Origin of the sequence: Hoeflea sp. BAL378 (assembly GCF_000759435.1) — a bacterium.
Taxonomy (GTDB): Bacteria; Pseudomonadota; Alphaproteobacteria; order Rhizobiales; family Rhizobiaceae; genus Hoeflea.
Genome location: NZ_JRJG01000013.1, coordinates 26,070 through 39,153, shown reverse-complemented (window position 1 = coordinate 39,153; position 13,084 = coordinate 26,070). Strand labels below are relative to the sequence as shown.

Annotated in this window: 11 protein-coding genes; 2 read left to right on the top strand and 9 right to left on the bottom strand. The window is 66.9% G+C overall.

The window, feature by feature from the left end:
* The first annotated feature begins 34 nt into the window (after positions 1-34).
* On the top strand, positions 35-730 hold the full coding sequence (locus LL06_RS04215) for a hypothetical protein (protein WP_152599489.1): 696 nt from the start codon (positions 35-37) through the stop codon (positions 728-730).
* Position 731: 1 nt separating this feature from the next.
* Here LL06_RS04215 and recN read toward each other — a convergent pair whose 3' ends face one another.
* From recN to LL06_RS04180, 7 genes are all read right to left on the bottom strand, one after another.
* Positions 732-2,405: a DNA repair protein RecN gene (gene recN / locus LL06_RS04210; protein ID WP_035522641.1), complete on the bottom strand. Its 1,674-nt coding sequence runs from the start codon at positions 2,403-2,405 to the stop codon at positions 732-734.
* 10 nt (positions 2,406-2,415) lie between these two features.
* Positions 2,416-3,282, bottom strand: a complete 867-nt coding sequence (locus LL06_RS04205; protein WP_035522639.1) for an outer membrane protein assembly factor BamD — start codon at positions 3,280-3,282, stop codon at positions 2,416-2,418.
* Between the two features lie 182 nt (positions 3,283-3,464).
* Positions 3,465-4,418 carry a UDP-3-O-acyl-N-acetylglucosamine deacetylase gene (gene lpxC / locus LL06_RS04200; protein ID WP_035522636.1) on the bottom strand — a complete coding sequence of 318 codons (954 nt, stop codon included), beginning with the start codon at positions 4,416-4,418 and terminating at the stop codon, positions 3,465-3,467.
* Between the two features lie 292 nt (positions 4,419-4,710).
* On the bottom strand, positions 4,711-6,411 hold the full coding sequence (ftsZ, locus tag LL06_RS04195) for a cell division protein FtsZ (protein ID WP_035522634.1): 1,701 nt from the start codon (positions 6,409-6,411) through the stop codon (positions 4,711-4,713).
* Between the two features lie 58 nt (positions 6,412-6,469).
* Positions 6,470-7,798 (bottom strand): cell division protein FtsA, encoded by a 1,329-nt coding sequence (ftsA, locus tag LL06_RS04190; protein WP_035522631.1) that lies wholly within the window; start codon positions 7,796-7,798, stop codon positions 6,470-6,472.
* The gene (locus LL06_RS04185) at positions 7,795-8,715 is read right to left on the bottom strand and encodes a cell division protein FtsQ/DivIB (protein ID WP_035522719.1); all 921 of its coding nucleotides are present in this window, start codon (positions 8,713-8,715) and stop codon (positions 7,795-7,797) included. The genes ftsA and LL06_RS04185 overlap by 4 nt, the downstream gene beginning before the upstream one ends.
* On the bottom strand, positions 8,712-9,650 hold the full coding sequence (locus LL06_RS04180; protein WP_035522629.1) for a D-alanine--D-alanine ligase: 939 nt from the start codon (positions 9,648-9,650) through the stop codon (positions 8,712-8,714). The genes LL06_RS04185 and LL06_RS04180 overlap by 4 nt, the downstream gene beginning before the upstream one ends.
* Before the next feature lie 342 nt (positions 9,651-9,992).
* On the opposite strand from LL06_RS04180, the gene LL06_RS04175 reads away from it, so the two are divergent.
* The gene (locus tag LL06_RS04175) at positions 9,993-11,123 is read left to right on the top strand and encodes a P1 family peptidase (RefSeq protein ID WP_052161201.1); all 1,131 of its coding nucleotides are present in this window, start codon (positions 9,993-9,995) and stop codon (positions 11,121-11,123) included.
* Between the two features lie 21 nt (positions 11,124-11,144).
* Here LL06_RS04175 and LL06_RS04170 read toward each other — a convergent pair whose 3' ends face one another.
* A complete protein-coding gene (locus LL06_RS04170; protein ID WP_052161200.1) occupies positions 11,145-11,981 on the bottom strand; it encodes a GGDEF domain-containing protein in 837 nt (278 codons plus the stop codon).
* Positions 11,982-12,131: 150 nt separating this feature from the next.
* Positions 12,132-12,971 carry a GGDEF domain-containing protein gene (locus tag LL06_RS04165; RefSeq protein WP_052161199.1) on the bottom strand — a complete coding sequence of 280 codons (840 nt, stop codon included), beginning with the start codon at positions 12,969-12,971 and terminating at the stop codon, positions 12,132-12,134.
* Between the last annotated feature and the right edge of the window lie 113 nt (positions 12,972-13,084).

The window sequence follows — 13,084 nt, the reverse complement described above, 5'->3', positions numbered from 1 at the left end:
GGTCCGGTCAATCAGCGGTTAGGTTTTCGGACGTATGGTGCCAGATCTCGGCGGGCTGTTGCCCGCCATGAAGGACCGTGGCCGGATGATCGTCAGCGCATTCTCCTATTCCGTCGGCAAGGCGGCTCTCGAACGGCCGGCCGCGTCCGGCGCATCGGGGTCGGCAACGAACCAGGGCGGCGGCGCGGGTGAACCGACGGCCTCCGATCCGCTGGCGATGCTCGATGATTTCGTCGAATCCGCCGCCCAAAGCCGCAAGGCCTTCGCCGAGGACCGATTGAAGCACCTCAAGGAACAGATGAACTCGCTGATGCTGTTCAATCTGGCGCCGGGCTTCCTGGCTGGCCACACCGCGCGCATGGCCAAGGAGCTGGAAGGCGCGGCCACCGATTTCGCCACCTCGTTCAAGACGCTGGCCGATCTGGGTCTGAAGCCGGAGCTCGATCCCGCGACCGCAGCCGACTCGGCGCCGCCGCTCGCCTATCTCGACGTCCTGCTCGACGACGCGCCCGCCGGCGCGGCCATGAGCACGGAGGACGCCGAGACGGCGGCGAGCTTCATGAGCGCGGCCTATCTGCTCAGGGGCGTGGTCGAGCTGATGGCGGACGACGCAAAGGACAGCCCCGGCATGCGCCGCAATGCCGATGCCGCGCGCGACGCCACCGCCCGCGTGACCGACCTCATGGCCCGCCTCGAGAGCGCCCCCGCGTTCGGCAAGATTACCTGGTGACCTAGTCCGCGACGTCGAGCAGCCTGGCCGCCGCCGCCCTCGCCTCGTCGGTGACATGCTCGCCCGCCAGCATCCGGGCGATTTCCTCGCGGCGCTGGTCGGCGCCCATGGTGGAGACCCGCGTCGTCACGGTGAGCGAGCCCGCCGCCGACGGCCCCTTGGCGATCAGCATGTGCGTGGCGGCGCGCGCGGCCACCTGCGGCGCATGCGTGACCGAGAGCACCTGCACGCCCGAGGCGAGCCGCTTCAAGCGCTTGCCGATGGCGTCGGCCACGGCGCCGCCCACCCCGGTGTCGATCTCGTCGAACACCAGCGTCGGCGCCGAGCCGCGGTCGGCGAGCGCCACCTTGATCGCCAGCAGGAAGCGCGACAGCTCCCCGCCCGAGGCGACCTTCATGATCGGGCCCGGCCGCGAGCCGGGATTGGTGCGCACGTGGAAGGCGATGGCGTCGATGCCGGTCGGCCCGGCATTGTCCGTGTCGCTCGAGATCGACACCATGAATTCGGCACGCTCCAGCTTCAGCGCCGGCAGCTCGGCCATCACCGCGGCCGTCAGCGCCTCGGCCGCCTCGTGCCGGCGCACCGACAACTGGCCGGCGGCATCGAGGAAGGCGGTGCGGGTCTCGCCGACCCGCGCCTGCATCGCCGCCAGCCGTTCCTCGCCGGCGTCGAGATCGCTGAGGTCAGCCACCATCTGCGCGGCGAGCTCGGGCAGCGCCTCGACCGTGACATTGTACTTGCGCGCAGCCCCCCGGAGCGCGAACAGCCGCTCCTCGGTCTCCTCGAGGTCGCGCGGATTGAAATCGGCGGAGCGGAGCGCCGTCTCCACCGCGGTCTGCGCGTCGGCCAGCGCATTGAGCACCCGGTCGAGCGCCGCCACCGTGTCGCCCAGCAGTTCCGGCGCTTCCTGCGCCTTGCGCTCGAGCCGCCGCATCAACCCGCTGATCGTCGGCATCGGCGAGCCCTGGCCATTGAGCACCTCGTTGGCCTCGTTGATGTCGCTGGCCATCTTCTCGGCCTTCATCATGTGCGAGCGGCGTTCGGCCAGCACCTCCTCCTCGCCTTCGACGGGGTGGAGCTTTTCAAGCTCGTCGACGGAGGAGCGCAGGAAATCGGCTTCCCGCCGCGCCGCCTCCACCTTGGCCCGGTGCGCCTTGAGCGCCCGCTCGGACTCGCGCCAGACCTCGTAGAGCCGGCCGACATCGGCGGCGCGGTCGGTGAGCCCACCGAAGGCGTCGAGCAGCGCCCGGTGCGCGTCGGTCTCGACCAGCGCCCGGTCGTCGTGCTGTCCGTGGATCTCGACCAGCCTCAGCCCCGCCTCGCGCATCAGCGCCACGCTCGCCGGCTGGTCGTTGAGGAAGACGCGGGTGCGGCCGTCGGCCGATTGCACCCGGCGGAACACCAGGTCGCCGTCGTCGTCGATGCCGTTGTCGCGCAGCAGCAGCCGCGCCGGATGGTCGACGGCCACGTCGAACACGGCCGTCACCTGGCCCTTGTCGGCGCCATGGCGCACGAGGCCGCCGTCGCCCCGGCCGCCGAGCGCCAGCGATAGCGAATCAAGCAGGATGGATTTGCCCGCACCGGTTTCCCCGGTCAGGACCGACAGCCCGGCGTCGAACTCGAGATCGAGCTTCTCGATGAGGACGATATCGCGAATCGAGAGCTGGACCAGCATCGCCGCCGCTTCAGGCGCCGACGAGGCGGGCCCCGGCGCGCGAAATCCAGGAGCCCTTGTTTTCCCTGGGCTCCAGGCCACGGGTCTTGAGGAGCTTGTAGGAGTCCGCATACCACTGGCTGTCGGGATAATTGTGCCCGAGCACGGCCGCCGCCGTCTGTGCTTCGCTTTCCAGCCCCATCGCGTAGTAGGTCTCGACCAGGCGCGCCAGCGCCTCCTCGATCTGACGGGTGTTGGGATAGGTCTCGACCACCTGGCGGAAGCGGTTGGCCGCCGCCACATATTCCTTGCGCTCAAGATAATAGCGCCCGACCTGCATCTCCTTGCCGGCGAGCTGGTCGCGGGCGTAGCGGAGCTTGGCCTGGCTGTCCTCGACATATTCCGAATCGGGATAGCGCTCGATCACCTCGGTGAAGGCGGCGATGGCGCGCGCCGAGGTGCGCTGGTCGCGGGTGACCTCGGGGATCTGACGGTAGTAGGCGAGCCCGACGATGTACTGCGCGTAAGCGGCGTCCTCGTCATTGGGATAGAGGCTCAGATAGCGCGACGCGGTGTTGATCGCCTCGGTGTACTGGCCCTGGCGGTAGTTGGTGAACGCGCTCATCACCATCGCCTTGCGGGCATATTCGGAATAGGGATGCTGCTTGTCGATGGCCTCGAACTTGCGGCTGGCCTCGGTCAATTGGCCGGCCTGGAGGTTGGCGAGGCCCTGATTGTAGAGCACATCGGCGGGTTCGATCGACTGCGCATAGGAGGTGATGTCGATATCCGGATCGGACTGGCACCCGGCCAGCATTGACGAGACGCCGGCCAATCCGGCGACGAAGAACGCAACTCTCAACGCGCGCCCGCGCCCGCCCTTGACCGAAGTAAACATCGTGCACAACCTCTCAACTGCCGCCGAAGCCATCGCCCCACGGAACCAGACCCGCGTTTCTATCCGGAAATCACCGAACTTCGCAACGTCATGAAGACGCTTTGCCGCAATTTTGTGGCAAGGCCCTGTTCAAAAACAAGGTTGTAGACCGGAATTGCGGCGGCCGGACCGGCCCTGGACGCTCAAATATCCCAGGGCGCGAAGGTCGCGGCATTGACCGCCACCAATTCGCCATGGCGAACCGTGTTGCGGCGCGCCGGGGCCTCGACGACCTCATAGGCCGAATGATCGGCCAGCAGCGCCCTGAGCGCCAGCGCATTGAGCTTGTGGCCGCCGCGATAGCTGCGGTAGCAGCCGATGAACTGGGCGCCGGCCAGCGCCAGGTCGCCCACGGCGTCGAGCGTCTTGTGACGCACGAACTCGTCGCGGAAGCGCAGGCCCTCGACATTGATGACCTTGTCGTCGTCGCCGATCACCACCGAATTCTCAAGCGAGGAGCCGAGCGCGTGGCCGGAGGCCCAGAGCCGCTCGACATCGCGCATGAAGCCGAAGGTGCGGGCGCGGGCCAGCTCACGGCGAAACGTGTCGGCGGTGACTTCGCCCTTCCAGGACTGGCGTCCGATCAGCGGCGAGTCGAAATCGATATCGATCTCGAAGCGGGTGCCGTTGTGCTGGCTGAATTCCGCCCAGGAGCCGCCCATTTCGATGCGGACCGGCTTGATGACGCGGACATAGCGGCGCTTGACCGAATGGTTGACCAGGCCGGCAGTGTCGAGCGCCTCGATGAACACGGCGGCGCTGCCGTCCATGATCGGCACTTCGCTGCCGTCGAGATCGATGCTGATATTGTCGACGCCGAGCGCGTAGAGGGCGGCCATCAGATGTTCGACGGTGGCCACCGAACGGTCCGGAGCCCGGCCCAGAAGCGTGCAAAGATCGGTGGAGCCGACCTGGGAGGACACGGCGCGCACGCTGATGATGTCGCCCGAATCATGGAAACGGTTGAAGACGATGCCGGTGTCGGGATCCGCGGGATGGAAGGTGATGGACACGCTTTCGCCGGAATGAACGCCAATACCGGACAGCGAGATCGACCTCGAAATCGTGGTTTGAAGGCCTACTATATTGCCACTCATAAGGTCCGCCGTTTCCCGCATAATTTGGCACGACCCGTCACGGCCATGTTGTCCCCGATCGTCAGGAGCGATCTCACGTTTCCCCCACGTGATTGACTGCCCCATCCCCTTGTTGTCGATCCGCAAGATATGACGACAGTCCCGAGTTTCCAAATCACGCTTTTTTTCCTTCTGTTACGGAGTCGTAACGCAGCATTGATTCAAATACTCTAATGTTAACAATTAGTTAACAAAACGGTGCGGCGGCAATACAGCCGCCGCACCGGGAATGTTACACTGTATTACAGCAGGCTCACTTGCTCTGGCGGCGCAGGAAGGCGGGAATCTCCAACTGCTCGTCTTCGTGACTCGCGCGGGCCTGCGGAGTCATCCTGCCCTGATCGTCCAACTGGCCGCGGCGGGGTGCGTAGACGCTCGCCTCGGGCGAGAGCGGACGACGCGCCTGCGGTGCCTGGGCGGCCTGGGCCGAGAGCGGCTGATCGTCCTCCTCGCGGCGGCCGAGCGAGTTCGACAGCCGCTTGAGCAGACCCATCGGGCCGCGTTCGTCGGCATGGCCGTGCGGCTGGGCGCGGTGCTCGATCTCGGCCTTGACCACCGGCGGGAAGTCCTCGACCCGCGGCATGCGGACGGGTTCCGCCTCGGTGCGCATCGCCGGCGCCGGAGCGGCGGGCTGGTGCGGCGCCGCCATTGCCGGGCGCTGCGGCGCGGCCATGGCCGGCTGCTGCGGGGCCGCCACTTCGCCGGTGTTGGCGAACAGGCGGCTCTGCGGCTGGAAGCCGGGCTGCTGGGCTGCGGCCGCCGGGGCGGCCTGCGGCCGTGCGGCCAGATCCATCTGCGTGGCGATGTCGAGCTCGCGCTCGAGTTCGGCTTCCGCCGTCAGGATGGTTTCGGCCACCTGGTCGCGGGCTGCCGGGGACGGCTGCGGGGCCGGAGCCGGACGGGCCGCCTGCGGCTGGGCTGCGGCTGCCGGACGCGGCTGAGGCCGCGGCGCGGTGATCGTCGGGCGCTGCATTTCGGCAGCGCCTTCCACCCGGTCGATGCCGGTGGCGACGACGGAGACGCGAATCAGGCCTTCGAGCGCTTCGTCGAAGGTCGCGCCCAGGATGATGTTGGCGTCAGCATCGACTTCCTCGCGGATGCGGGTCGCCGCCTCGTCGACTTCGAACAGCGTCATGTCGCGTCCGCCGGTGATCGAGATCAACAGGCCCTGCGCGCCCTTCATCGTGGTTTCGTCGAGCAGCGGGTTGGCGATCGCGGCTTCGGCCGCGGCCATCGCCCGGCCTTCGCCGGAAGCTTCGCCGGTGCCCATCATGGCGCGGCCCATCTCGCGCATCACCGAACGGACGTCGGCGAAGTCGAGGTTGATCAGGCCTTCCTTGACCATCAGGTCGGTGATGCAGGCGACGCCCGAATAGAGCACCTGGTCGGCCATCGCGAAGGCGTCGGCGAAGGTGGTCTTGTCGTTGGCGATGCGGAACAGGTTCTGGTTCGGGATGACGATCAGGGTGTCGACGCATTTCTGCAATTCGTCGATGCCCGACTCGGCCAGGCGCATGCGGCGCTGGCCTTCGAAGTGGAACGGCTTGGTGACCACGCCGACCGTGAGGATGCCCTTGTTGCGGGCGGCCTGGGCGACGACGGGAGCCGCACCGGTACCGGTGCCGCCGCCCATGCCGGCGGTGACGAAGCACATGTGGGTGCCATTGAGATGATCGATGATCTCGTCGATGCACTCTTCGGCGGCCGCGCGGCCGACTTCCGGCTGCGATCCGGCGCCGAGGCCTTCGGTGACGGCCACGCCGAGCTGGATCAGCCGGTCGGCCTTGGACATGGTCAGCGCCTGGGCGTCAGTGTTGGCGACGACGAAGTCGACCCCCTGAAGCCCCGCATTGATCATGTTGTTGACGGCATTGCCGCCGCCGCCGCCCACGCCGAACACCGTGATGCGCGGCTTCAGCTCGGTGATGTCCGGCTTCTGCAAATTGATGGTCATGGCACCCGTTCCTTCCTTGTCTCATGGCCGCACCGCCGCGTGGGCCAATTCGGTAAAATCAAAAACTCTCTTTGAGCCACTGCCCCATGCGGGACAGGCGGCCGCCGGCGCCGGCCATGACGGCAAAGCCGCCCTCGCCCGCGCCGTGGGATTCAAGATGTGCGACCTGGGGATAGATCATCAGGCCCACCGCAGTGGAGAACGCCGGCCCCTTGGCCGCGGCAGGCAGTCCCGAGACCCCCAGCGGGCGGCCGATCCGGACATTGCGCGCGAGGATCCGCCGCGCCGATTCGTTGAGGCCAGTGAGCTGGCTGGCGCCGCCGGTCAGCACGATGCGCTTGCCCACGAGCGTCGAGTAGCCCGACTGCTGGATGCGGTCGCGCAGCATTTCCAGTGTTTCCTCGACCCGGGCGCGCACGATGCGCGAGACCAGACCGCGCGGCACATGGGTCGGCAGATCACGCTCGTCCTCGCCGATTGGCGGGATCGAGATCACGTCGCGGTCTTCGCCGGCCTGCGGCAACGCCGAGCCGTGCACCACCTTGATGCGCTCGGCGTCGTCGAGCCGCGTCGACAGGCCGCGCGCGAGATCCATGGTGACGTGATGGCCGCCGAGCGCGATCGCGTCGGCATGCACCAGCTTGCCTTCGGAAAACACCGAGATCGTGGTGGTGCCGCCGCCCATGTCGATCGTGGCGCAGCCCATCTCGGCCTCGTCGGAGACCAGCGCCGCGAGCCCGGACGCATAGGGGGTGGCGACCATCGCCTCGACCGTCAGATGGGCGCGGTTGATGGCCAGTTCGAGATTCTTGAGCGGCGCCCGGTCGGCCGTCAGCACATGCATGTCGACGCCGAGCACGTCGCCATACATGCCGGCGGGATCGGAGATGCCGCGCTCGCCGTCGAGCGTGTAGCTCGAGGGCAGCGAATGCAGGATGGCGCGTTCGTGGCCCTGGCTCTGGCGCGTCGCCGCGTTGACCACCTTGGCGAGGTCGCCCGAAGCGATCTCGTGCCCGCCGAGATTGACCGAGGAGGAATGGATCTCGCTCTTGAGACGCCCGGCGGTGACATTGACGATCAGGCTCTCGACGGTGACGCCGGCCATGCGCTCGGCGGCATCGACGGCGAGGCGGACGGAATTCTCCACCGCATCCATGTCGGAAATGACGCCTGCCTTGAGCCCGCGCGACTTCTGGTGGCCGAGCCCGATGATCTCGATCTTGTGGCTGCGGCCCGACAGGATCTCGCTGCCTTCGACCGGGGTCAGCCGGCCGATCATGCAGACAACCTTGGACGAGCCGATGTCGAGCACGGTGACGATGCTGACCCGCTTGTTGGACAGCGGCTTGAGCCGGGGCAGAACGGATGAGGGGCGGAACAGGCTCACGATTTGCGCTCCGCCTTGATGGCTTTCGCCCGCGCTTCCAGCGCTTCCTTGCGGCGTTCGAACGCGGCCTCGGAAAGCCTCAGCGTCACCCGGTCGTCGAGCCTGAGGTCGACGGCGGTGATGTCGCGCGACAGCACGTCGCGGCCGGCGTCGAATTCGGCGAACCGGGTCAGCGCCGCGCCGATGTCGTCCTCGGGCAGGCTCAGCGTCACGCCGTTGTCGAGGCGCAGGTCCCAGCGCCGGTCGGCGATGCGGATGGCGGCCTTGACCCGGGCGCGCAGCTCCGGATGAAACAGAAGCCGCGCCTCGAGCTCGTCGGCGGCGCGGTCGGCGCCAAGCCCGACATAGAGCGGCAGGTCGGCGTGACGGGCGCCGGTCAGCGGCGCGATCACATCGCCGCGCGCATCGATCAGCGACAGCGCGTCGCCGTGCTGCCAGATGCCGACCGGGGTGCGCTCGGTGAGCACGACCGACAGGCCGCGCGGATAGATCTTCTGCACCTGGGCGTCGGTCACCCACGGCAGTTGCAGCAGTTTTTCGCGCGCCGCATGGGCGTCGATGGCGACGACCGAGGTGGTGCCGTCAAGCCCGAGCTGCTGCAGGATGTCGATGTCGGAGGTCTCGACATTACCGCTGACGCGGACATCCTCGAGTGCGAAGCCGGCGCCGGTGGTGACGGCCTGCGTCACCGCATGGGTATGGCCGCCCAGCGTCATGCCGTAAAAGCCGGTGGCGGCCAGGAAGGCGCAGGCAGCGACCGATCCGGTGTGCGGGCGGATCTCCAGCCGGCCGGTGGCGAGGGCAGCGAAATAGCGGGCGGGACGGCGCAGAAAACGCGGCAGAACATAAGCGCCCGGGAACGCATCGCGTCCGGACGCCGTCGCCGCATGGGCGGTTCTGCCTTGGTTTTCCGTCATCGGCGACACGAAGCGTCCTCCACCATCCAGCTCACAAATTCTTCGAACGAATGCCCTGCCTGCAGGGCCATCTCTGGCGCAAGGGACGTCGGTGTCATGCCGGGCTGGGTGTTGATTTCGAGCCAGATGACCTCTCCATTTTCGGAGAAACGGTCATCATAGCGGAAATCGGACCTGCTCACGCCGCGACAGCCGATCGCTTGATGTGCCTTCAACGCCAACCTACGTATTTTTTGGTAAACAAATGGTGAAATTTCCGCCGGGCAAACGTGTTTGGAGCCCCCTGCGACGTATTTTGAATCATAATCATAGAAACTGTGTCCTTGCGGCACGATCTCGGTGACCGCCAGCGCCACGTCGCCCATGATGGTGCAGGTCAGCTCGCGCCCGGGGACGTAGCGCTCGACCATGACCTCGTCGCCATATTTCCAGTCCTTCGAGGCGATGACCTGCGGCGGATGGCTCTGGTTTTCCTGGACGATGACCACGCCGAAGCTCGAGCCCTCCTTGACCGGCTTGACCACATAGGGCGGCTGCATCGGGTGCGCCGAGGTGATATCGTGCCGGTTCATCACCTTCGAGTCCGCCACCGGAATGCCCACCGCCTTGGCGACGATCTTGGAGAGGCGCTTGTCCATGGCGAGCGCGGAAGCGGTGACGCCCGAATGGGTGTAGGGGATCGAGAGATATTCGAGCACGCCCTGGATCGTGCCGTCCTCGCCGTAGGGCCCGTGCAGCGCGTTGAAGGCGACATCGGGCCTGAGCTCGGCCAGCACCGCGGCGATGTCCTTGCCGACATCGACGCGCGTGACCCGGTAGCCCGCAGCCTCGAGCGCATCGGCGCACGGCTTGCCCGAGGCCAGGCTCACCGGCCTTTCCGACGAAAATCCGCCCATCAGCACGGCCACATGTTTTTTCGGTTTTTCGGAAGTCATACATTTCCCCGTTCTGTCACGGATGCGCCTGGGCCGTGACCCGAACACCGGATCTGCCATGCTGCAGGCCAGAATACCCGGCGAAGGTTGCGCCAAACCATCCAGATGCACGCCACGCAGGCGGCGCTGCGCGGCCGGCGGCCCGGGCCTGCCGACGGGCGCTTCGCCTGCCCGACCGCCCGTGTCGCCTTGGCCTTGAATCAGAAGAAGCCGGGGAATGCAAACGGGGTGAGCGGCCAATCGGCCGGAGCCAGGCTGGAGGCATCCGGCTTGCGCGCCGGAGCCAAGCCGTGCATTCCTTGGGTCAAGATGACGTCCTGACCCTCACCCGGAAAGTCTCCCATGTCCCCAGCACCCCTGCCCTCCTCCTGGACCACCACGCCCTCGGGCAAGACGCGGGCGCGGGGGCTGGGGCTGCCTTTGCAGGGCCTGTGCGGGCCCGACAACGCCATCACCGACGTGGCGGGCGTGAGCGTCGGATACTCCACGATCGTCAAGGGCGAGGGAGCGCTGGTTGCCGGCAAGGGGCCGGTGCGCACCGGGGTGACGGCGATCGTGCCGCGGCCGCTCGACGCGATCCACGAGCCGCTGTTCGCCGGCTTCTTCAGCCTCAACGGCAATGGCGAGTTGAGCGGCACCCATTACATCGAGGAGGCCGGCAAATTCTCGCTGCCGATCACCATCACCAACACCCATTCCTGCGGGATCACCCGCGACGCGACGATCCGCTGGGCGGCGGGGCATATGGGCGAGCGCTATCACGACGATTTCTCGCTGCCGGTCGCGGCCGAGACCTATGACGGGTTCCTCAACGACATCAACGGCTTTCACGTCGAGACCCGGCACGTGCTCGAGGCCATCGGCTCGGCGCGCGGCGGCGCCATCGAGGAAGGCAGCGTCGGCGGCGGCACCGGCATGAAATGCTTCGGCTTCAAGGCCGGCTCCGGCACCTCCTCGAGGCTGGTGAGGCATGATGACCACGAGTTCACCGTGGGCGTGTTCGTGCAGGCCAATTTCGGCGTCCGCACCCATTTAACCGTGCTCGGCCGCAATCTCGGCGCCGATCCGGACCTGCCGCAGATGCAGGCCAACACCCGCGACATGGAGCTCGGCTCGATCATCGCCGTCATCGCCACCGACGCGCCGTTCCTGCCGCATCAGCTCAAGCGGCTGGCGCGGCGGGCGACCTTCGGCATCGGCCGCACTGGCGGCCTCGCCACCCACGGCTCGGGCGACCTGTTCCTGGCGTTTTCGACCGCCAATACGGGCCTGGGCGGCGGCGCAATCCGCCACGTCCGCTTCGTCCCCGACGAGGACATCGATCCGTTCTTCGAGGCCGTGGCGCAGGCCACCGAGGAATCCATCCTCAACGCCATGATCGCCAACGAGGACATGACCGGCCGCGACGGCAACTTTGTGCCCGCCCTGCCGCATGCGGCGGTGCGGCGCGCGCTGGGACTGGAAGCAGAGTGAACTCGGCCGAAAGCCGGATCTTCAGTCGCCCGAAATCCGTGCGGCCGGTTCCGGCGTGAAAGCCGCGGCTTCAGGCGGCGCCGTCTCGTAGGACAGCACGATGCGATTGCGCCCGCCGGCCTTGGCGTCGTAGAGCGCCTTGTCGGCGCGCGAAAAGGTCTCGCGGAACTTCTGCCTGGGCAGCGCCCTGGTGATGCCGGCGGAGATGGTGACGGACACCGGACCTCCCTCCACGCGGGTCAGCATGCCGGCGATCCGGGTGCGGGCGATTTCGGCGAGCGCCGCGAATTCGGCGAAGCTCAGCTCCGCGCTGAACACCGCGAACTCCTCGCCGCCGATGCGCGCGCAGATCCCCCGGCCGGCAAAGACCGTGGAGAGCATGTCGGCGACATTGACGATCACCTCGTCGCCGACGGCGTGGCCGTAGCGGTCGTTGACGACCTTGAACCGGTCGATGTCGATCACCATCAGCGATTTTTCGCCCGTGCAGTCATCGAACTGCTCGAGAAACGCGCGGCGGTTGGCCAAACCCGACAGCACGTCGGTGCGGCTCAGATGCTCGAGCTCGGCGCGCGACACGCTCAGATCATAGATCGCGAAGCCGAGAACCACATAGACGGCCAGGGCGACGGTGAAGGCGATGGTAGGGGTGAGCACCGTGGCGGCGATCAGCCCGGCCTTAAGCGTGTAGGGCAGCAGGTCGAACTGGTACATCACCCAATGGGCGCCCAGATTGATGCAATAGGCGAGCACGGCGATCTTGCACGCCATCACCACCGCCTTGCGCCAGACATGCAGGTGGGAATCGAACTCGCCCAGCGTGAGCTGCTTGATGATCCACTTGCGGGCCCTGCCCACGATAAACTCAGTCCAATTCATGCTGGGTATATTAGGGATGCCGGATTAAGATTGTGCTGCATTACCCCCCCATTTTATGGCCATCCGCCGTCAGGGGGGTGTTTTGCACCCAAACCGGATTTCTTGGTGAATTGCCGGTAAACGGCGGCCTCAGGCGGCCATTGTCGAAGTGTCCGGCATGACCGCTGCCGCGTCGCGGGCCGGCCGGTCGGCCTGGGGAGCAAGCACGATGCGGTTGCGCCCGCCGGTCTTGGCTTCATAGAGCGCCGTGTCGGCGCGGGAGAAGATCTCGCCGAATGTCTGCTCCGCCCGCCCCCGGGCGATGCCGCCGGAGACGGTGACGCCGAAGGCGGCGGCGCCGGCGCCGATCCGCAACCCGGCGATGCGGACGCGGGCGATCTCGGCAAGGGCCGCGAAATCCGCGAACGGCATGTCGGCGCTGAACACGGCGAATTCCTCGCCGCCGATGCGCGCGCACAGGCACGGCTCGGGGAAGGCGTCCGCCAGGATCCTGGCGACCGCGACGATCGCCGTGTCGCCGGTCGAATGCCCGTGGGTGTCGTTGATGGTCTTGAAGCGGTCGATGTCGAAGACCACCATGGCCTTGTCGCGCGCGCACTGGTCGACGGTGTCCTGGAAGGCGCGCCGGTTGGCGAGCCCCGAGAGCATGTCGGTGCGGCTCAGGCGCTCGAGTTCGGCGCGCGACACGCCGAGGTCATGGATGGCGAAGCCGACGATCATGTAGGAGCCGACGGCGATGATGAAGGTGATGGGCGGCGTGAGCACCGTCGCCACGATCAGCGCCTCGCGGAGGCTGTAGGGCAGCAGGCCGGCGCCATACATCAGAAAATGCGCCGCCAGGTTGAGGCCATAGGCGAGCACGGAGACCTTGAGCGCCACCAGCACCGATTTGCGGCACACGTCCCGGTAGGAGCGGAACTCGCCGAGCATCAACTGATTGACAATCCAGTTTCGGGTCATGCCGACCATGAACGTGCTCCATGTTGCGAGCGGCATGGTAGGACCAGCGGATTAAGATTGTCCTGCAATGGGTCACCCCGGGCCGCCAGCGTTCCGGTGACCGAGATAATTGAGGCTTGAAA